The following is an 18,709-nucleotide window of genomic DNA, read 5'->3' on the forward strand; positions in this document are numbered from 1 at the left end:
GCAGAGTACCTCCATGGCTGCTGAAGGACTGGACGACGACGGTTTCATCGCCCGCGAGGGCTCCCTGGGGCGGGTGCGGCAGGAGTTCGCGCCGGTGGTCGACTCCGCTCGCGCGCTGATCGCCGAGACCTTCGACCGTGACCGGCTGCACAGTGCCTACCTCTACGGCAGCATCCCGCGCGGCACCGCGACCCCCGCCGTGTCCGACCTCGACCTGCTGCTCGCCCTTCGTCGCGAGCCCACCGGCACCGACCGGTCCGACGCCGACGCGCTCGAAGCCGCGCTGGACGCCTCCTTCCCTCAGGTCAACGGCGTCGGGATCCTCCTCTTCAGCACGAGCACCCTGCTGAGCGACCTCGAACGCCACGACCTCGGCTGGTTCCTCGCCTGCCTCTGCACCCCGCTGCTCGGCGACGACCTCGCCACCGACCTGCCCCGCTACCGCCCCACGGCCCTGCTCGCCCGCGAGACCAACGGAGATCTGGGGCTCGCGCTCCCGCAGTGGCGCGAGCGGCGGGCCGCCGGCGGGACGGACGCCGAGCGCGAGGCGCTCAGCCGCATCGTCTCCCGCCGGATCGTGCGGACCGGCCTCACCCTGGTGATGCCCCGCTGGGGCGGCTGGACCAGTGACCTCACCCGATCCGCGGAGGTCTTCGGCCACTACTACCCCGAACGTGCCGCGCAGATGCGGCGGGCCGCAGCCATCGCCCGGACCCCGACGGCCGACCTGCCCGCACTCGACGTGTTGATCGACGACCTCGGCCCCTGGCTGGCGGCCGAGTACGCCGCCGTCCACGGCGAGAAGGCGCCCCGGACCTGAGGGACCCGTGTTCCCCCCCACCGCCCGCCGGAGCGCAACCCGACGACGGGCTCGGCGAGTTGAGGGGGGAACAGCGGCGCGCGCGGTTCCCGGTGGGCTTCCGGGGGGCGCGAGAACGGGGTCGGCCCGACGGGGGCACGGGAGCGGGGTCGGCCCGACGGGGGGCGGGGTCGGCCCCTCGGCTCGGTCAGGCGGCCGTGGCCACCGTTACTCGGACAGCATCTTCATGCCGGAGTCCGGGAGCTTGGTGCCGTTCCTGTCGAAGAACTGCCAGGACGTCACCTTCTTGCCCGGCTGCTCGGCCACCACGAGGTGGCGGTAGGGGGAGTCCCCCACGGTGACGAGCTGCGGTTCGAGCTTCGTGCCGTCCGTCCAGTTCACCACGACCTTGGCGACGTCGGGGCCGATGGACATCGTTGCCAGCCTGATTGGGAGCGGGCCGGGGGTACCCGCCTTGGCGTGGGGGCCGATGACGCCGCCGCCGAGGTAGGTGCCGTCCCTCGGGTCGAAGTTGCTCGCGTTGGGGACGCTGCCCGCGGAGTCGTCCTTCTGGCGCACCCCGTCCAACGTGACGTAGGTGTTCACCACGTCCTCGGTGTCCCGCCAGTAATGCTGGACGAACGCCTCGGTCGGCTTCTCGACCGAGGGGTCGACGGCGTTGCGCTCCCTCCAGACCGCCATCGCCTGCTCGAACGCCCGCTCCTTCGGGGCGGTCGGCCAGAGCGCCTCCCACAGCTTCCACTCCTTGCCGTCGACGGTGCCCTGCCCGATCACCACCCGGAGCGGGGTGAACGGGTCCTTCGCGGCGGTCGAGCCCGTACCGGTCGGCTCGGCGGCGGGACCGCCCCCGGTGCCGCCGCCGGGACCGCCGTCGGCCGGGACCAGCGCCTGTGCGGTGGGGCTGTTCGCGGGGGCGCCGTGCAGACCGGCCATCGCCCCGCCCGCCAGCACCACCGTGGTGGCCAGCGCGAGCGCGCCGACCATCGACCGGCGGCGGCGCCGGATCCGGCGGCCGCCCGCCATGATGTCCGCCACCGGCACCGAGCCGACCTTCGCCCCGGCCGCCGCCTCCGCCAGGCCGAGCCCGACCCACACGTCCGCGTCGTCGTCCGCCGCGCCCGTACCGACCGTCCCGCCGTTGCCGTTCGCGCTCATACCGCACCTCCGATGGGTGTCATGCCCTTGAGTTCTCTCAGCGCCGCGGCCTCCCGCAGCTTCGCTATCCCCTTGGCCGCGTGGCTGCGCACGGCTCCCACCGAGCAGCCCATGGCCACCGCCGCCTGGCTGTCGCTCAGGTCCTCCCAGTGCCGCAGCACCACGGCCTCGCGCTGGCGGGCCGGCAGGGTGGCCAGCGCGGCCAGCAGCGCACCGCGCTGGTCGGAGCGGGCGTAGCCGTCCTCGGGCCCGGCCGCGTCCGGTACGGCGTCCACCAGCAGCTCCGGCGCGCGGCGGCGCCAGCGGCGGGCGTGCTCGTTCACCAGGATCCGCCGCACGTAGCTGTGCGGATCGCCGGCCCGTCGCACCTTGGTCCACGCCGCGCAGGCCTTCTCCGCGGCGGACTGCACCAGGTCCTCCGCCGCGTACTGCTCCCCGGCCAGCAGGTACGCCGTCCGCAGCAGCCGTGGCCAGGCTCCGACGATGAACGCCTGGAACTCCGCGTCCCGGTCGGTCTTCGTTTCTCCCATGAGCACCTCCTCACCCACCTAGAGCCCAGCGGCCCGCCGAAGCGCTTACTCCCGTTGATCGTTAATCGGTGGGCGTCCCCAGGGGGCGTCACTACGATCAGGCGGATGATCCTCTCTCATGACGTATCAGGGACCGGTCCCGCGCTGGTGCTCCTCCACTCGTCCGTGTGCGACCGGCGCATGTGGGACCCGCAGTGGCAAGGTCTCGTCGACGCCGGATACCGGGTGGTCCGGTGCGACTTCCGGGGCTTCGGCGACACCCCGCTCGCGGACGGCCCGTACAGCGACGCACAGGACGTCCTCGCCCTCCTCGACCACCTGGGCATCGAGTCCGCCGCGCTGATCGGATCCTCGCACGGCGGGAAGATCGCCACGGACGTGGCGGCGCTGCGCCCGGCGGCGGTGACCGCGCTGGCCCTGCTGTGTCCCGGCGCGTCCGGGCGCACACCGGGCCCGGCCCTGCGGGCCTTCGCCGCGAAGGAACGGGAACTGCTCACGGACGGCGACCTCGCGGCGGCCGTCGAGCTCAACGTCGAGACCTGGCTGGGGCCGGAGGCGGACGACGAGACGCGCGCGCACGTGCGCCGGATGCAGCGGCACGCCTTCGAGGTGCAGGCGGACGCCCGGTTCGGCCCGACCGACGACGGCGCCGACCTCGGGCGGATCACGGCGCCCTGCCTGGTCGTGTCGGGCGGCCACGACGTGGAGGACTTCCGGCAGATCGGCGCCTTCCTGCCGACGGTGATCCCGAACGCCCGCCACGTCGAACTGCCGTGGGCCGGCCACTTCCCCGGCCTGGAACGGCCCGAGGAGGCCTTCGCACTGCTCACGGGGTTCCTGGACGAGGCGGCGGCGCCGCAGCCCCGGTAGACCCGGCAGCGCGGGCAGCACCGGCAGCGCGGGCTCAGCTGCCGGAGGCGTCCCGGTCCCGGGGCGGCGGGACGGCGGACGGGCAGGCCGCCTCGGGCTCGTCCAGCAGCAGTTCCAGCAGGGGGAGAGCCGCCTCCAGGTCCCGGCACTGCTGCGCGGTGAGCCGTGCGCTGCGGTGGGCCAGCAGCGCGGAACGCTCGCGGCGGATCCGGGTGATCGTCTCCAGGCCCGCCGGGGTGAGTTCGAGCAGCTGCGACCGGCCGTCCGTCGGGTCGGGGCTCTTGGCGATCAGCCCGTCGGCGGTCAGCGGCGCGATCGTCCGCACCATGGACGGGACGGCCACCGCCTCCCGCGCGGCGAGTTCACCGAGCCGCAGCGGGCCGTGCTGCTCCACCCGGACCAGCGCGGAGAGTTGGGCGACGGTGAGGTCCTGGCCGCCGGAGGCGCGGGACATCTGCCGGTTGAGCCGGCCGATCACCAGGCGGAGCCGGACGACGGCGTCGGCGGAGAGGCCGTCGCCGCCGGGCCGGCTCGCGCTCGCGGCCTCGCCGCCGGCGCCGGTCACGGCCGGTCGGCCTTCCCCCGCGGCGCGTCCCGGTCCGTCCCGGGGCGTCCGCCGGGCGCGTCCCGGTCCGGTCGGGGGCTGCCGGATCGGGGACTGGCCGGGCGAGGACTGTCGGGCCGGGGACTGTCGGGCCGGGAACTGTTGGGCCGGGAACTGTCGGACCCGGAACTGTCGGACCGAGGACTGTCGGAGCGGGGGTTGTCGGGCCGAGGCCGTTCACGGACGAGCGAGGCGGCCGCGGCGACCAGCGACATGGCGATCGCCAGCCAGAACACCACGACCAGGCCGTCGTGGAAGGGCCCCGAGATCAGCTGCGGGAAGAACTCCCGCCCGGTCAGCGTCTGCGCGTTGGCCGCCGGGAGCTGCCCGAGCACGTGCGGGCCCAGCAGCTGCTGGATCGGGTTGTACCCGAGGAACGCGGCGAAGAGCGTGCCGACCGGCGGCAGCGCGGCGATGGCGCTCGCGTCGCCGGCGGACACGCCCTGTGCGGTCAGTCCGGAGCTGAGCGTGTGCGGGAGCGACCCGGCCAGCCCGGCCACCATCAGCGAGAAGAACACGCCGATCGAGAGCACCATGCCGGCGTTCTGGAAGGTGGCCCGCATGCCGGAGGCGGCGCCCCGGGCCTCGGCCGGCACGCTCGACATGATCAGCGAGGTGTTGGGGGCCGCGAACAGGCCGCCGCCCAGGCCGTTGAGGAACACCAGGACGGCGAACCACGGGTACCCGAAGTCGGTCGGCAGCATCAGCAGCCCGGCGAAGGACAGGGCCATCACCACCAGCCCGCCGGAGGCGAAGAGCCTGGCCCCGGCGCGGTCCGAGAGGTACCCGGAGAGCGGTCCGGCGGCGAGGAAGCCGACGGTCAGCGGGACCAGGTAGATGCCGGCCCACAGCGGGGTGTCGGCGTAGTCGTAGCCGTGCAGCGGCAGCCAGATGCCCTGCAGCCAGATGATCAGCATGAACTGGAGGCCGCCGCGGGCGATCGAGCCCAGCAGGGTGGCCGCGTTGCCGCCGGCGAAGACCGGGTCGCGGAACAGGGCCAGCGGGAACATCGGTTCGGCGACCCTGGACTCGACCCGGCAGAAGACGATCAGCAGCGCCACCCCGCCGAACAGCCCGGCCAGCACCCAGGGGTTGGTCCAGCCCATGGTGTGGCCGCCGTAGGGTTGGATGCCGTAGGTGATCGCGGCGAGCAGGGCGGTCAGGCCGACGCCGAAGGTGACGTTGCCCCACCAGTCGATCCGGGCCGGCCGGCGCGCTCCGGTCTCGCGCAGCGACCGGTAGGCCCAGACCGTGCCGAGGATGCCGATCGGCACGTTGACCCAGAAGATCGACCGCCAGTTCCACTCGGCCAACAGCCCGCCCAGGACCAGGCCGATGAACGAGCCGGCGATGCCCGCGACGATGTTCACCCCCAGCGCCATGCCGCGGCGGTGGGCCGGGAACGCGTCGGTGATGATCGCCGCCGAGTTGGCCATCAGCATCGAACCGCCGACCGCCTGCACCACCCGCCAGACGATCAGCCACAGGGCGCCCGGCCCGCCGTGCAGCGGGTCGAGGGAGAGGGCCACCGAGGTGACGGTGAAGATCAGGAAGCCGGCGTTGTAGATCCGCACCCGGCCGTGGATGTCGCCCAGCCTGCCGAGCGTGACCACCAGGACCGCGGTGACCAGCATGTAGCCCATCAGCATCCACAACAGGTAGCTGACGTTGCCGGGTTGCAGCGGGTCCAGGCCGATGCCGTTGAAGATCGAGGGCAGCGAGATCAGGACGATGGAGGCGTTGATGGTGGCGATCAGGGTGCCGAGCGTGGTGTTGGAGAGCGCGACCCACTTGTACCGCGGATGGTCCGGCTCCACACCCCCGTGGAGCGCGCGCACGCGCCCGGCCCTGCCACCGCTCGACATGTGTGTCGCCACCGTTGCCTCCTGGTGCATGGTCGGCCGTGGCCGTCAGGCGGGGAGAGAGTGTCGATAGCTTTCGTTAACTAACGATAGTCGGATCGTCCTTCTTGCGACAGGTGCACGGGGGGCGTGAACGAGGGGCGGGGGCCTTGGGAAGGCGCCGCAAGCCCCGTGGTCGGGCTCTGTCGTAGGTCCTGGACCGCCCGGATGAGCCCGTCCCGGACGGTGATCGCCTCCGTGGTGCGGTACCGCCGGCTGCCGGTGAGCTCGTACCCGTAGGAGGGGAGTGCCGGTTGGCCGCCCGCCGGGGCGGCGGTCCCGGCTCGATCGCCTGCTTCCCGACGCAGCGCGTACACATTCCCGCCACATTGTTGCCGTGGGCCGCCGTCATTTCGCCGCACAGGCTGTCCGAATTGCCCGGCCGGGATGGCTTCGTGTCGAATTACTTGACATGACCACTTTCTTATTATCGTCCACCGAACGTAAAACTTCGCAAAGAATGCCTCTCCCTGGGAGGGGTTCTGACCTGCAGAATCAACATATTGTTGCAGCTCAGGGCCATGATGATCACCCTTCGCTGTACGGGTGTAACCGGTCGTGTCCGTTCCGGGCGACATTCCGCAGGAGTACGGTTCCGGAGGAATCGCCGGGCGTGCTCGCGAGTAAGTCGAGCGGCCTTGCGGATTATTCGCCATGCCGTGGAAATTCGTAGCGGGAATTGGTGTGACGTATGGGTCAGAAAAAGGGTGGGTCGGGGGACTCCGAGGTTGCCCGCCCGATATCCCTCACGTTAGTCGTCGAAGTCCTGCGCGGCGTCGCGCAGGTGGATTTCATGCCGTCCGCCGTCTGCGGGCTGTTCTTCGTGGCGGCACTGTTCGCGGCCGGCTGGCCGTACGGCGTCTACGGCCTGCTCGGCAGCGCCCTCGGCACCGCCGTCGCGTCCGGCCTGCGGCTGGCGCGCGGCGCCGTCGAGGCCGGGCTGCACGGGTACAACGGCTGCCTGGTGGCGCTGGGGTGCGCGGTGTTCCTCGGCCCCGGCCACCCCGCCACCGTCGCGGTGGCCGTGCTCGGCGTCGCCGTCGCCGTGGTGGTCACCGCGGGCCTCGGTGCGGTGCTCGACACCTGGAAACTCCCGGCGCTCACCGCGCCGTTCTGCCTGGTCGCCACCGCCACGACCGTCGCCGCGCCCGGCTTCCGGCAGCTGTGGCACGGCGCCGGGGCCCCGGCGGCCCTGGCCGCGCCGGCCGCAGGTCCGACCGGGCTGACCTGGGACCAGCTGTGGCACGGGTTCTTCGCCAACATCGGCCAGATCTTCTTCATGCCCCAGTGGTACGTCGGCCTGCTGTTCCTGGCCGGCATCTTCGCGGCCAGCCGCCCGGCGGGCCTGCTGGCCTGCGCGGGCAGTGCGACCGGGCTGCTCACCGCCTGGGCGCTCGGCGCGCCCGCCGCCGCCGTCGGCCAGGGGCTGCTCGGCTACAGCGGGGTGCTCGTCGCGATGGCGCTGTGCGGGGTGTTCGTCGCCGCCGACGGCTGGAGCGCGGCCTACGCCGTGCTCGGCGCGGCCGCCGCCACCGTCCTGACCCCCGCGCTGGGTGCCGTCACCGCGCCGTTCGGCGGCCACGCCTTCACCTGGCCGTTCGTCCTGACGACCATGCTGTTCCTGGCGGCCGTGCCGGCCATTCCCCGACTTCGCAGAATCTGACGGGATCGCCGGCGTCGGATCTCGATCCCCGTTCGCGTCGGACGCTTTCGAGTGCCCCACGCGTCCGTTCGGACATGTGGACATTCGGTCATTCGGTCATTCGGAAAGGAAGAGTGATTCCCGTGAATCTCGCACCGCGTGAGATGGACAAGCTGTACATCTACGTCGTAGCCGATCTGGCCCGCAAGCGCCGCGACCGCGGCGTGAAGCTGAACTACAGCGAGGCCTGCGCGCTGATCAGCGAGGCGATCATGGAGGGCGCCCGGGACGGGCGCACCGTCGCCGAGTGCATGGAGATCGGCAAGCAGGCCGTCAGCGGCGAGGACGTCATGCCCGGCGTCCGCGAGATGCTGCCGCTGCTCCAGGTGGAGGCCGCGTTCCTGGACGGCACCAAACTGGTCTCCTGCCACGACCCGGTGGGTGCCTGAGCCATGACCGCACCTCAGGCGGAGGCGGCGCCCGCGCCGGCGCAGCTGTCTGCGGCCGCCCCGGTGTCCGCCCCGACCGCCCCGGTGTCCACCACCGCGGTGGTGCTGGCCGGTGGGCACGAGAGCGACGGCGGCCGGGACCTGGCCGCCCTGGTGGAGCGCGAGCCCGCCGTCCACGCCGCGGCCGCCGCCGGCCGGGCGCTCGGCGAGGCCGTCCGCTCGGCGCTGGCCGCCACCGACGGCCCGGTGTGCGTCGTGCCGATGACGCTGGGGCGCGACCCGAAGCTGGTGGCCGACACCGCCCGGGCGCTGCGCTGGCTGGCCGCCGGGGAGGGCCGGGGCCGACTCGCCCTGACCGAGCCGTTCGGCGGCAAGGACCACCTCGTCGGCTGGTTGCGGGCCGCGGCCTCCGCCGGCCCCCAGCGCGACGGCGCCGTCCTGGTCACCGCCCCGGCGGCCGGCCCGTTCGAGGACGCGGACCTGTTCCGGATCGCCCGGCTGGTCCGCCAGTACGGGAACCACCGCTGGGTGGAGGTGGCCTTCGCGGGCGGCGACCCCGACCCGGCCGAGGGCGCCGAACGCTGCCGGCTGCTCGGCGCCCGCGAAGTGACCGCCGTCCCGGCCTCGTTCGGACCGGCCCTGCGCACCGAACTGCCCGGGGTGCGGGACGGCGGGCCGCTGCTGCGGCCGGCCGCGATCGCCGGCGTGGTCGCGGCCCGTACGGCGGCGGCCCTGCACCTGCTCGGCCACGGCGAGGACGGCATCCTGGCCGGCCTCGACGCCGAGCACGGGCACGGATACGCCCACAGCCACGGCCCGGGCGGGGACCACACGCATGGTCACGGGCACGGCCACGGACACGGCGACAGCCACGGCCACGGGGACAACCACGGCCACTCGCACTCGCACTCCCACGGCCAAGGGCACGGCCACACACAACACTGAACCGACAGAGAGGAAGGGCCAGCCATGTCTGGTGGCGCCACGTACCTGTACGGCGACGACCCGGTGGAGATCAACGCCGGCCGCGCCCAGGTCACCATCACGGTCAGCAACACGGGCGACCGGGCGATCCAGGTCGGCTCGCACTACCACTTCTTCGAGGCCAACCGCGCCCTCGACTTCGACCGCAACGCCGCCTACGGCAAGCACCTGGACATCCCGGCCGGCACCGCCGTCCGCTTCGAGCCGGGCGACACCAAGGACGTCACGCTCGCCGAGTTCGGCGGCCACGGCCGCCTGGTCGGCTTCAGCAACCTCGTCGACGGCGGCATCAGGTCGGCCGACACCCGCGCCCGGGCGATCGACCGGGCGATCGCGCTCGGGTTCAAGGGCACCAACCTCGACCACAAGGAAGGCGACCGCTGATGGCCACGCTGTCCCGCAAGCAGTACACCGATCTCTTCGGGCCCACCGTCGGTGACCGCTTCCACCTCGCCGACACCAACCTCGTCGTCGAGATCGAGAAGGACTTCAACCAGGGCCACTACGGCGACGAGGCCGTCTACGGCGGCGGCAAGGGCATCCGCGACGGCATGGCCCAGGACCCGGCCGCCACCTCCGCCCAGGGCGCCCTGGACCTGGTGATCACCAACGTCGTCGTGATGGACCCGATCCTCGGCGTGGTCAAGGGCGACATCGGCGTCAAGGACGGCTTCATCACCGCCGTCGGCAAGGCCGGCAACCCGCACACCCAGAGCGGCGTGCACCCCAAGCTGGTGATCGGCCCCGGCACCGAGGTGATCTCCGGCGAGCACCTGATCGCCACCGCCGGCGGCATCGACACCCACATCCACTTCATCGCCCCGCAGCAGGTGCAGGAGGCGCTGAGCAACGGCATCACCACCCTCATCGGCGGCGGCACCGGCCCCTCCGACGGCACCAACGGCACCACCTGCACCCCCGGCCCGTGGAACATCGGGCGGATGTACCAGGCGGTCGAGGACCTCCCGGTCAACGTCGGCCTCCTCGGCAAGGGCAACGGCTCGCTGCCGGGCGCCCTGCGAGAGCAGGTCGAGGCCGGCGTCTGCGGCCTCAAGGTGCACGAGGACTGGGGCAGCACCCCGGCCGCGATCGACAGCGCGCTCAGCGTCGCCGACGAGTACGACGTCCAGGTGGCCATCCACACGGACACCCTCAACGAGGGCGGGTTCTTCGAGGACACCCTCTCCGCCATCGACGGCCGCACCATCCACACCTTCCACACCGAGGGCGCGGGCGGCGGCCATGCCCCCGACATCATGCGGATCGCCGGTGAGGCCAACGTCCTGCCGTCCTCCACCAACCCCACGCTGCCCTACACCGTCAACTCGGTGGACGAGCTGCTGGACATGGTGATGGTCTGCCACCACCTCAGCCACGACATCCCCGAGGACGTCTCCTTCGCCGACTCCCGGGTGCGCGCCGAGACGATCGCCGCCGAGACCGTCCTGCACGACGAGGGCGTCATCTCGATCTTCTCCTCGGACTCGCAGGCGATGGGCCGGATCGGGGAGTCCTTCACCCGCGCCTTCCAGACCGCGCACCACTGCAAGGACCAGCGCGGCAAGCTCGACGGCGACACCGAGCGCAACGACAACTTCCGCGTCCTGCGCTACCTCGCCAAGCTGACCATCAACCCGGCCATCGCCTCCGGCACCGCCGACCACATCGGCTCGCTGGAGAGCGGCAAGCTCGCCGACATCGTGCTGTGGCCGATCAACTCCTTCGGCGCCAAGCCCAAGATGGTCATCAAGGGCGGTGTCATCAACTGGGCCCTGATGGGCGACCCGAACGCCTCGCTGCCCACCCCGCAGCCGGTCTACTACCGCCCGATGTACGGCGCGCTCGGACGGGCCAAGCAGGCCACCCGGGTCTCCTTCATGTCCCAGGCCGCCGTCGACCTCGGCGTCCCGGCCCGACTCGGCCTGGACAGCCGCGTCCTGCCCGTGCGGCACTGCCGCTCGGTCGGCAAGCAGCACATGGTCCGCAACGACGCGCTGCCGAAGATCGCGGTCGACCCGGAGACGTACAAGGTCACCCTGGACGGCGAGCCGGCCACCATCGAGCCCGCCCGCGAACTCCCGCTCAACCACCTGTTCTACCTCGCGTGACCGGCGTCGCGGAGCGGACCGCCGCCGCGTCCACGGGAGGCCTTGACGCCCTGCTGGTCAGCCTCCAGCTGACCGACTCCGCCTTCCCCAGCGGCTTCTACACCCTCTCGCACGGCCTGGAGGGCTATGCGCAGGCCAAGGCGGTCACCCCGGACACCGTGCCCGAGCTGCTCGCCGACCTGCTGCGCCACAGCGTCGGCCCGTCCGACGCGACCGCGCTCGCCCTCGCGCACCGCGCCGCCCGGGCCGGCGACTGGGGCCTGCTGGTCGAGGTGGACCAGCGGCTGCACGCCACCAAGCTCAACCGCGAGCTGCGCCTGGCCTCCACCCGTACCGGGCGCCAACTCCTCGACATCGCACGGGAGTCGGTCGGCGGCGAGCCGCTGGACCGGTACGCCGAACTGGTCGCCGCCAAGCAGGCCCCCGGCTCCCAGGCGGTGGCCGCCGGGGTCGCCTACGCCTCGGCCGGCGTGCCCGTCGAACAGGCCGCCGCCGGCGACCTGTTCGCCTTCTGCACCAGCTTCGTCGGCGCCGCCCTGCGGTTGCGGCTGACCGACCACCGCAAGGCGCAGGTGGTGCTGCGGGCGATGGCACCGGTGATCGAGGAGACCGTACGGGCCGCCCTCGCCCGGGAGTTGGACGACCTGGGCGGGTGCGTGCCGGTGGCGGACGCGATGTCCGGACGGCACGAGCGGGCCGAGGCCCGGCTGTTCGCCAGCTGAGCCGTCCGGGGGGTGCGCCGTGGCGCACCCCCCGTCGGCGCCGGGCCGGGTGACCCCGCACCGACCGCGTGACCCGCACCAACCGCACTGCCCGTGCTCGCCGTACCGGCAGCACCGGAACCGCACCGGAATCACATCAGAACCGCATCAGAGGAGACAGCATGACCGAGAACGTGCTCCGCGTGGGCATCGGCGGGCCCGTCGGCTCCGGCAAGACGGCGCTCATCGAGGCCCTCGTGCCGGTGCTGATCGCACGCGGCCACCGCCCGGCGGTCATCACCAACGACATCTACACCCAGGAGGACGCGCAGCACGTGCGCCGCACCCTGGCCGGGGTGCTCGACCCCGAGCGGGTCGTCGGCGTCGAGACCGGCGCGTGCCCGCACACCGCCGTCCGGGACGATCCGACGATGAACCTCGCGGCCGGTGCCGAGATGCTGGAGCGCTTCCCCGACGTCGACACCCTGCTGTTCGAGTCCGGCGGCGACAACCTCACGCTGACCTTCAGCCCGGTCCTGGTCGACCTCTTCCTCTTCGTCCTGGACACCGCCGAGGGCGAGAAGATGCCCCGCAAGCGCGGTCCGGGCATCACCGAGTCCGACCTGCTGGTCATCAACAAGATCGACATCGCCCAGTACGTCCGCGCGGACCTGGGCATCATGGAGTCCGACGCCCACCGCGTGCGCGAGGGCGGACCGGTCGTGCTCACCAACTGCCTCACCGGGCACGGGCTGGACGAGATCGCCACCTTCCTGGAGACCTTCCGCAAGGTCCCCGCGTGACCGTCACCGCGGCCGCACCTGCCCCGGACACCGCTGCCGAGGCCTCGGTGGCCCCGGACCCGTCGGTCGTGGCCACCGCCGAAGCAGCCACCGCCGAAGCGGGCGCCGCCGTGCCACGCCTGGACCCGCGGCACTACGAGCCGGCCCGCGTCCCGTACGTCGTCCGCCGACACGCCGGGACGCCCGACACCCTGGGCGTCGGGCGCCCCGGAAAGGTCGGCCTGCTGGAGCTCGCCTTCGAGCGGATCGGCGAGCGCACCGAACTCACCGGCCACTACCAGAAGTCGCCGCTGCAGATCATGCGCCCGCTCTACTTCGACCCGGCCCGCCCCGACCTCGCCGTCACCTTCCTGATGTCCACCGGCGGCGGCATCCTCCAGGCCGACCGGCTCCGGACCGACCTGCGCTGCGGCGCCGACACCGCCACCCACCTCACCACCCAGGCGGCCACCAAGGTCTACCGGATGGAGTTCGACTACGCGACGCAGCTGGTCAACCTCGACGCCGGGCCCCGCGCCTACGTCGAGTACCTGCCGGAGCCGGTGATCCCCTTCGTCGACTCGCGCTTCTACCAGCGCACGGTGCTCACCGTCGACCCCACCGCCACCGTGCTGGCCGGCGAGACCGTGCTGGCCGGCCGCCTCGCCCGGGGCGAGCGCAACGCCTACCAGGTGTTCGCCTCCGACCTCGAAATCCGGCGTCCGGACGGCGAGTTGACGGCCCTTGACACCGTCAGGCTGGAGCCGTCGGCGGCCGGCGTCACCGGCCCGGCGGTGCTGGCCGGCCACGACGTCATGGCCAGCCTCTACGTCGTCACCCCGCTCGCCCCGGCGGCGCTCGTCGCCGACACCCTGCACGGGGCGCTGGCCGACTGCGGCCTGCTGTACGGGGTCAGCGTCCTGCCGCACGACAGCGGCGCCTGGCTGCGCCTGCTCGGCTCCGACACCCGGGCCTGCGCCGCCGCCCAGCGGGCCGCCTGGGACGCCGTGCGCCGACTGCTGATCGGCGTCCCGGCCCCGGCGCTGCGCAAGACCTGACCCGCCGGGGCGCCGGCCGGCCGGTCCGGCCGGCGTCCTCGCCGGGCTTCAGCGCGTCCGGTTCCGACCGGCCCGCTCCCTACCGCCCGATCACCGCTGGGGCGCCGGCGGACTCGGCGACGCCGAGGTCACGTCGCGCTGGGGCGCGGTAGCTGTTGAGCAGTCGGATCAGTTCGTCGCCCGGCGGTACCCCGGTGCGGTACTCCGTGTGCGCGGCGGCACACCTGCGGACGTGCCCCAGGCCTCAGCCCAGCCGGGCGACGAACCGGCGTTGCCACGGGGTCTCCACCGCGTGCCGGTCGTAGTGCGCCCGTACGTAGGCGACCGCCTCGGTGGCGGGGACGCCGTCCAGGATGGCGAGGGCGGCGAGGGCGGTGCCGGTGCGGCCGCGGCCGCCGGCGCAGGCGAGTTCGACGCGTTCGGTCGCCGATCGCCGCCAGGCCTCGCGGAAGGCGTCGGCCGCGTCGGCGCGGTCGGCGGGGAGCCGGAAGTCGGGCCAGCGCACCCACCGGCTCTCCCAGCCGAACTGCCTCGGCGGGTGGCCCAACAGGTAGAGCCCGAAGGAGGGTTGCGGGCCGGGCGGCAGCGGGCGGCTGAGGCCGCGCCCGCGCAGCAGTCGCCCGGAGGGCAGGCGCAGGACGCCGGGGGCGGTCGGGTCCCAGGTCGTCGGATCGGTCACGTCGCTCCTCAGGATGGTCGCCTCACTGCTCGCGGGCGGTCGGGCGGTCGGGTGGGTCGGATTGGTCGGGTGGGTCGGCGGGTGTTCAGGACGCCACGTGCAGGGCCGCCGTGCCCGGCATGCCCGCCCGGTGGGCCAGGGCCGCGGCCTCGCCGCGGGAGGCGACGCCGAGCTTGGCCAGGATGTTGGCGACGTGGAACTTCACCGTGGACTCGCTGATGTGCAGCGCCTCGGCGATGTCCCGGTTGCGCCGGCCCTGCGCCAGCTGGTCGAGCACCTCCAGCTCGCGCGGCTGGAGCCCGTCCAACGGGTCGGTCACGCGAGGCGGTTCGGGCAGGGTGAGCGGCAGGTCGACGGTCACCGTGGTGCCCCAGCCGGGGACGGCTTCGATGGTGCCGCGCCCGCCGAGGGCGGCGATCCGGTCGGCGGTGCGGTGGACGGTGAGCGCGTCGGCGGCCAGCAGGCCGGGGCCGTCGTCCCGCACCACCGCCCGCAGCGTGTCGCCGGTGAACTGCCAGCTCACGTGCAGCCTGGTCAGGCCGTCCTGCTCCAGCATGAGGAGGACGGCCGCCCGGACGGCGTCCCGGGCGGTGTGCGCGGTGTCCGCCGGTACGGACCGGGCGGCCTCCGCCGGCGGCGCCACGTCCAGCCGCACCCGGGTGTGCCGCAGCAGCGGGCGCAGCTCCCGGTCGAGCCGGGCGAACGCGGCGTCGGCGGGTTCCTCGCTCAGCGTCCGGTCCAGGTCCGCGCCCCGGCGCAGGTCGAGCAGGGCCGTCACCGCCAGCTCGGTGGCGGCGCGGCGCGCGGTGGCGTCGTCCAGGGCGGCGGACCGCAGTGGCGAGAGGATCCCGGTGAGCGCCGCGCTGTGCAGGCCGGTGAACTCGGCGATCGCCCGGGCCCGGGAGCCTGCGGAGGCGCGGGAGGCCGCCGCGTGGTGGGGGCCGGCGTCGGTGGCGCGGTGGTGCGAGTGGGCGACGAGCAGGTCCCACAGCTGTTGGAGGACGGCGAGCGCCTCCGCCGCCACCGCGTCGGAGCCGCCCCGGACCAGCACCAGCACCGCGGTGTTGGCGTCCGTCGGTGACGCCGCGACCACCACGACGGACCGGACCTGCCCGGCCAGCTTCGTCTCGCCCTGCCAGGGCCGGCCGTTCGCCGTCGCACCGGCCGTCACCTCGGCCAGCCGGGCGAGCTCCAGGCCGCTGACGGCCCCGGCCGGTTCGGGCAGGCCGAAGGCGATCGTGGGGGAGTACGTGCAGATGCCGCTGAGCTGGGCGATCGCCACGTGCGGGACGAGGGTGGCGATCACCTCGGAGAGCCGGGTCATCAGGCCCGGCCGTGGTGTGCGCAGCACCTCGACGGCGTGCGCCAATGCGTCCTCGGGGCGTCCCCAGTGGCGGCGCCAGCGCTCGTCCGTGGTCCCGCCCGCCCGCCCGGTCGCGGTGCCGGCCGAGTCGTCGGCCACGTTGTCGTCCGCGTCACCCATGCCGTTCAGCCTAGCCCGGGGACCGGGGCGGACGCCTGGCCGTTCGGACAGGTCCAACCGGCCGAACGGCGGGCTCGGCGGGCGCCCTCCGGGGCCCAGAATGGAGGCGTCGGAAGAACCAACTCCCCTGAACGGCAAGGATTCCTTCCATGACCAAGGCGATCGCCTTCTCCGAGTACGGCGATGTGGACGTGCTGCGCCCGACCGACATCGAGGTGCCCGCCCCGGGCCCCGGCCAGGTGCGGGTCGCGGTCCGGGCGGTGGGCGTCAACCCGCTCGACCACAAGGTGCGCAGCGGCTCGATGGCCGCGATGTTCCCCGTCGCCTTCCCGCACGTCGGCGGCTACGAGCTGGCCGGTGTGGTGGAGGCCGTCGGCCCCGACGTGACCGGGTGGGCGCCCGGCGACGAGGTGTTCGGCGCCCTCATGGGCGGCGCGTACGCCGAGCAGGCGCTCGTCGACGCCGGGCACCTGGGCCGCAAGCCCGCCTCGCTGAGCTGGGAGGAGGCCGCGGCGATCCCGACCGCGGCCGAGACCGCCGAGCGGGCGCTGGACGTCCTGGGCGTGCGGGCGGGCGAGACGCTGCTGGTGCACGGCGCGGCCGGCGGGGTCGGCACCGTGCTGCTGCAGCTGGCCCGGGCGCGCGGGGTCACCGTGGTCGGCACCGCGAGCGAGGCCAACCACGAGCACCTGCGCGAGCTGGGCGCGATCCCGGTGGCCTACGGCGACGGCCTGGCGGAGCGGGTGCGGGCCGCCGCGCCGGGCGGGGTGGACCGGGCGCTGGACGCGGTCGGCAAGGGCGGGGTGCTGCCGCTCTCGGTCGAGCTGACCGGCGCCGCGGACCGGGTGCTGACGATCGCCGACTTCGTGGGCGCCGCCGAGCACGGGATCCGCTTCAGCGGCGGCGCGGACGGGGTGGAGTCCTACCACCAGCGCGCCTACGCCGCCGTGCTCGCACTGCACGAGGCGGGCACCCTGCGGCTGCCGCTGCACCGGGTGCTGCCGCTGGCGGAGGCGGCCGAGGCGCAACGGCTCAGCGAGCAGGGCCACCTGCGCGGCAAGATCGTGCTCACCGTCTGACCTGGCCGTGCCCGCTGTCACCCGCCGTCACCCGCTCTCACCCGTGCGGAGTAATGCGACGGGTGAAGCGCGGTGGTCACGCCCATCCGCCGTTCGGCCGACATGCGCTCACCCGAACGGTTGTCCGGGGTTGGCCGGGTACGGGCGGCAGCGGGCCGCCCGCCGCAACGGTCAGGAGGCCAGGCGTACGGGCCGGACGGACGGGCGTCAGCCCGTGGGCAGCTCCGAGGAATGGTGGTTGACGATGAGCCATTGGCTTCCGCGCAGCTCGTAGACGAAGGTGAAACGCGCGTCAACCTTGGTCTTGCTGCCGTCCTTGTTGGTCAGCGTGAACTGGTAGAGGCCGGTGTCGATGGCACTGGTGCGGTCCAGGATGTTGATGAACTGCTCCTGGATGTGGCCGACGGGCTTGCTTTCCAGGAAGTGCTTGAAGTAGTCGACTATCCCGGCCCGGGTGGTGCGGACTTCGGCGGAGACCGTCGGTAGCAGCACGGCACCAGGGGCGTAGAGGTCCGCGACCCGGTTCGCGTCGCCGGTGGCCAAAGCCGCGTTCCACCGGTCGAACAAGGCCTTGATCTGCCCCTCGGTGGGAAGCTGGGCGGTGCTCGTGACAGCACTGCGCTGGGCGGAGAGTTGGGCGGGGGTTCCGGCCGCGTACGTCGCTCCGGTTCCGGTGAACAGAACGGCGGCGGCGGCGACCAGGACCCCGGCGGAGTATGTGCGCCTCATGGAGTACCTCCTGCGCTGTCGCTGGTCAGTCTGTGGGACAATTCCAGCTTCCCCCCGGCACAGGCGATCCGGCATGTCGAGGCGACCGAGCGTCGATTCCGACGTTCCACCTCGGGGTTGGACACCGGGACGCGCGAGTCCGGGGGAGCAGCGCCGGCTGGGCGCCGGGAGTGACCTGAGCAAGCGGTCGCGCGGATAGCCGGCGTCCCACGGGCGTCGCCTTGGGCGTTCGCCCCATGGAATCGGCCGGCTGGGGACAGCGTCGGATGGTGCGCGGTCGGTAGAGTCGCCGGCATGGTGACAGCGAGCGCAGCGGAGAGCGTCGGGGCCGGGCGGTTGGCCGGGCGGGTCTGTGTGGTGACGGGGGCGGCCAGTGGGATCGGGCGGGCCGTTGCCGAACGCTTCGTCCGGGAGGGGGCGTTGGTGGTGGCCGCCGATGTCGATGCGGTGGGGCTGCGCCGGTTGGCGGAGCAACTCCCGGACGCCGTCAGTACGGTGGTCGGTGACGTGGCCCGGGACGAGGACGCGCGGCGGATGGTCGAGGCCGCGGTCGAGCGGCACGGCCGGATCGACGTCCTGGTGGCCAATGCCGGGGTGATCCCGCTCATGGAGCTCACCGAGGCCACCGCCGAGGACTGGGATCACGTCATGGCCGTCGACGGCCGTGGGATGTTCCTCACCTGCAAGTACGCCATCCAGGCGATGACCGCGCAGGAGCGGCCAGGAGGTGCCGTCGTGTGCGTGTCGTCCATCTCCGGCGAGGCCGGCCAGCGTGGCCAGGCGGTGTACGGGCCCGCCAAGTTCGTGGCCTCCGGCCTCACCAAGCACCTCGCCGTCGAATGGGCCGACCGCGGCATCCGGGTCAACGCCGTCGCGCCCGGCACCATCACCACCGAACGCGTCGCCCGCCTGTACGACGAACCCGGTGGGCCCGAGTACCTCGCCGCGATGGAGAAGCTCCACCCCATGGGCCGCCTCGGTGCTCCGGCGGAGGTCGCGGCCGCCGTCCTGTTCCTCGCCTCCGACGAGGCCTCCTTCATCACCGGCGTGGTGCTGCCCGTCGACGGCGGGTACCTCGCGCAGTAGCCGTCAGCCGTCAGCCGTCAGCCGTCAGCCACCGGTCACCGGTCACCGG

19 protein-coding genes are annotated in these 18,709 nt (G+C 73.2%); 12 read left to right on the forward strand and 7 right to left on the reverse strand.

Features of this window, described 5'->3' with window-relative positions; genetic code table 11:
* The first annotated feature begins 13 nt into the window (after window positions 1-13).
* Window positions 14-820 carry a nucleotidyltransferase domain-containing protein gene (locus P3T27_RS21665; protein ID WP_280680888.1) on the forward strand — a complete coding sequence of 269 codons (807 nt, stop codon included), beginning with the start codon at window positions 14-16 and terminating at the stop codon, window positions 818-820.
* A 207-nt stretch (window positions 821-1,027) separates the two neighbouring features.
* On the opposite strand, the gene P3T27_RS21670 is transcribed toward P3T27_RS21665, so the two are convergent.
* Window positions 1,028-1,975, reverse strand: coding sequence for a hypothetical protein (locus P3T27_RS21670; protein WP_280680889.1), 948 nt, complete (start codon window positions 1,973-1,975; stop codon window positions 1,028-1,030).
* Window positions 1,972-2,505 (reverse strand): SigE family RNA polymerase sigma factor, encoded by a 534-nt coding sequence (locus P3T27_RS21675; protein ID WP_280680890.1) that lies wholly within the window; start codon window positions 2,503-2,505, stop codon window positions 1,972-1,974. The genes P3T27_RS21670 and P3T27_RS21675 overlap by 4 nt, the downstream gene beginning before the upstream one ends.
* A 105-nt stretch (window positions 2,506-2,610) precedes the next feature.
* Between P3T27_RS21675 and P3T27_RS21680 the strand changes: the two genes are divergently transcribed.
* Window positions 2,611-3,375, forward strand: a complete 765-nt coding sequence (locus P3T27_RS21680) for an alpha/beta hydrolase (protein WP_280680891.1) — start codon at window positions 2,611-2,613, stop codon at window positions 3,373-3,375.
* A 34-nt stretch (window positions 3,376-3,409) separates the two neighbouring features.
* On the opposite strand, the gene P3T27_RS21685 is transcribed toward P3T27_RS21680, so the two are convergent.
* Both P3T27_RS21685 and P3T27_RS21690 read right to left on the reverse strand, forming a co-directional pair.
* On the reverse strand, window positions 3,410-3,940 hold the full coding sequence (locus tag P3T27_RS21685; protein WP_280680892.1) for a MarR family transcriptional regulator: 531 nt from the start codon (window positions 3,938-3,940) through the stop codon (window positions 3,410-3,412).
* Entirely contained in the window at window positions 3,937-5,844 is a 1,908-nt protein-coding gene (locus P3T27_RS21690) for an MFS transporter (RefSeq protein WP_280681197.1), read from the reverse strand. The genes P3T27_RS21685 and P3T27_RS21690 overlap by 4 nt, the downstream gene beginning before the upstream one ends.
* An 802-nt stretch (window positions 5,845-6,646) precedes the next feature.
* Between P3T27_RS21690 and P3T27_RS21695 the strand changes: the two genes are divergently transcribed.
* The 8 genes from P3T27_RS21695 (at window position 6,647) to P3T27_RS21730 (ending at window position 13,604) form a co-directional block, all read left to right on the forward strand.
* On the forward strand, window positions 6,647-7,543 hold the full coding sequence (locus P3T27_RS21695) for an urea transporter (protein ID WP_280681199.1): 897 nt from the start codon (window positions 6,647-6,649) through the stop codon (window positions 7,541-7,543).
* Between the two features lie 122 nt (window positions 7,544-7,665).
* Complete coding sequence (locus P3T27_RS21700) at window positions 7,666-7,971, forward strand: urease subunit gamma (RefSeq protein ID WP_280680898.1); 306 nt, start codon at window positions 7,666-7,668, stop codon at window positions 7,969-7,971.
* 3 nt (window positions 7,972-7,974) lie between these two features.
* Window positions 7,975-8,916, forward strand: a complete 942-nt coding sequence (locus P3T27_RS21705) for a cobalamin biosynthesis protein CbiX (RefSeq protein ID WP_280680900.1) — start codon at window positions 7,975-7,977, stop codon at window positions 8,914-8,916.
* Between the two features lie 24 nt (window positions 8,917-8,940).
* Entirely contained in the window at window positions 8,941-9,339 is a 399-nt protein-coding gene (locus P3T27_RS21710) for an urease subunit beta (protein WP_280680902.1), read from the forward strand.
* On the forward strand, window positions 9,339-11,063 hold the full coding sequence (ureC, locus tag P3T27_RS21715; protein WP_280680904.1) for an urease subunit alpha: 1,725 nt from the start codon (window positions 9,339-9,341) through the stop codon (window positions 11,061-11,063). Before P3T27_RS21710 ends, ureC begins: the two co-directional genes overlap by 1 nt.
* A complete protein-coding gene (locus P3T27_RS21720) occupies window positions 11,060-11,785 on the forward strand; it encodes an urease accessory UreF family protein (RefSeq protein WP_280680906.1) in 726 nt (241 codons plus the stop codon). Before ureC ends, P3T27_RS21720 begins: the two co-directional genes overlap by 4 nt.
* Before the next feature lie 161 nt (window positions 11,786-11,946).
* Window positions 11,947-12,567, forward strand: coding sequence for an urease accessory protein UreG (gene ureG, locus P3T27_RS21725; RefSeq protein WP_280680908.1), 621 nt, complete (start codon window positions 11,947-11,949; stop codon window positions 12,565-12,567).
* A 191-nt stretch (window positions 12,568-12,758) separates the two neighbouring features.
* Window positions 12,759-13,604 carry an urease accessory protein UreD gene (locus P3T27_RS21730; protein ID WP_280681201.1) on the forward strand — a complete coding sequence of 282 codons (846 nt, stop codon included), beginning with the start codon at window positions 12,759-12,761 and terminating at the stop codon, window positions 13,602-13,604.
* A 244-nt stretch (window positions 13,605-13,848) separates the two neighbouring features.
* Here P3T27_RS21730 and P3T27_RS21735 read toward each other — a convergent pair whose 3' ends face one another.
* Both P3T27_RS21735 and P3T27_RS21740 read right to left on the reverse strand, forming a co-directional pair.
* Entirely contained in the window at window positions 13,849-14,283 is a 435-nt protein-coding gene (locus P3T27_RS21735; RefSeq protein WP_280680910.1) for a protein-tyrosine phosphatase family protein, read from the reverse strand.
* A gap of 85 nt (window positions 14,284-14,368) precedes the next feature.
* Window positions 14,369-15,766, reverse strand: coding sequence for a LuxR C-terminal-related transcriptional regulator (locus P3T27_RS21740; protein ID WP_280680915.1), 1,398 nt, complete (start codon window positions 15,764-15,766; stop codon window positions 14,369-14,371).
* Between the two features lie 149 nt (window positions 15,767-15,915).
* Here P3T27_RS21740 and P3T27_RS21745 point away from each other — a divergent pair, with 149 nt between their 5' ends.
* Window positions 15,916-16,845 carry an NADP-dependent oxidoreductase gene (locus tag P3T27_RS21745; RefSeq protein WP_280680917.1) on the forward strand — a complete coding sequence of 310 codons (930 nt, stop codon included), beginning with the start codon at window positions 15,916-15,918 and terminating at the stop codon, window positions 16,843-16,845.
* A gap of 207 nt (window positions 16,846-17,052) precedes the next feature.
* Here the strand turns inward: P3T27_RS21745 and P3T27_RS21750 are convergent, their stop codons facing one another.
* Window positions 17,053-17,574 (reverse strand): SgcJ/EcaC family oxidoreductase, encoded by a 522-nt coding sequence (locus P3T27_RS21750; protein ID WP_280680920.1) that lies wholly within the window; start codon window positions 17,572-17,574, stop codon window positions 17,053-17,055.
* 294 nt (window positions 17,575-17,868) lie between these two features.
* Between P3T27_RS21750 and P3T27_RS21755 the strand changes: the two genes are divergently transcribed.
* Window positions 17,869-18,660: an SDR family NAD(P)-dependent oxidoreductase gene (locus tag P3T27_RS21755; protein WP_280680922.1), complete on the forward strand. Its 792-nt coding sequence runs from the start codon at window positions 17,869-17,871 to the stop codon at window positions 18,658-18,660.
* Window positions 18,661-18,709: the final 49 nt, after the last annotated feature.

It is taken from the genome of Kitasatospora sp. MAA19, assembly GCF_029894125.1.
Classification (GTDB): Bacteria; Actinomycetota; Actinomycetes; order Streptomycetales; family Streptomycetaceae; genus Kitasatospora.

What these genes read in the sequence shown, in the direction of transcription:
- P3T27_RS21680 (WP_280680891.1), top strand. Translation starts at nt 2,611, where the DNA reads ATGATCCTCTCTCATGACGTATCAGGGACCGGTCCCGCGCTGGTGCTC.
- P3T27_RS21705 (WP_280680900.1), top strand. Translation starts at nt 7,975, where the DNA reads ATGACCGCACCTCAGGCGGAGGCGGCGCCCGCGCCGGCGCAGCTGTCT.
- P3T27_RS21675 (WP_280680890.1), bottom strand. Translation starts at nt 2,505, where the DNA reads ATGGGAGAAACGAAGACCGACCGGGACGCGGAGTTCCAGGCGTTCATC.
- P3T27_RS21755 (WP_280680922.1), top strand. Translation starts at nt 17,869, where the DNA reads ATGGTGACAGCGAGCGCAGCGGAGAGCGTCGGGGCCGGGCGGTTGGCC.
- P3T27_RS21750 (WP_280680920.1), bottom strand. Translation starts at nt 17,574, where the DNA reads ATGAGGCGCACATACTCCGCCGGGGTCCTGGTCGCCGCCGCCGCCGTT.
- P3T27_RS21710 (WP_280680902.1), top strand. Translation starts at nt 8,941, where the DNA reads ATGTCTGGTGGCGCCACGTACCTGTACGGCGACGACCCGGTGGAGATC.
- P3T27_RS21670 (WP_280680889.1), bottom strand. Translation starts at nt 1,975, where the DNA reads ATGAGCGCGAACGGCAACGGCGGGACGGTCGGTACGGGCGCGGCGGAC.
- P3T27_RS21665 (WP_280680888.1), top strand. Translation starts at nt 14, where the DNA reads ATGGCTGCTGAAGGACTGGACGACGACGGTTTCATCGCCCGCGAGGGC.
- P3T27_RS21745 (WP_280680917.1), top strand. Translation starts at nt 15,916, where the DNA reads ATGACCAAGGCGATCGCCTTCTCCGAGTACGGCGATGTGGACGTGCTG.
- P3T27_RS21740 (WP_280680915.1), bottom strand. Translation starts at nt 15,766, where the DNA reads ATGGGTGACGCGGACGACAACGTGGCCGACGACTCGGCCGGCACCGCG.
- ureG (WP_280680908.1), top strand. Translation starts at nt 11,947, where the DNA reads ATGACCGAGAACGTGCTCCGCGTGGGCATCGGCGGGCCCGTCGGCTCC.
- ureC (WP_280680904.1), top strand. Translation starts at nt 9,339, where the DNA reads ATGGCCACGCTGTCCCGCAAGCAGTACACCGATCTCTTCGGGCCCACC.
- P3T27_RS21690 (WP_280681197.1), bottom strand. Translation starts at nt 5,844, where the DNA reads ATGTCGAGCGGTGGCAGGGCCGGGCGCGTGCGCGCGCTCCACGGGGGT.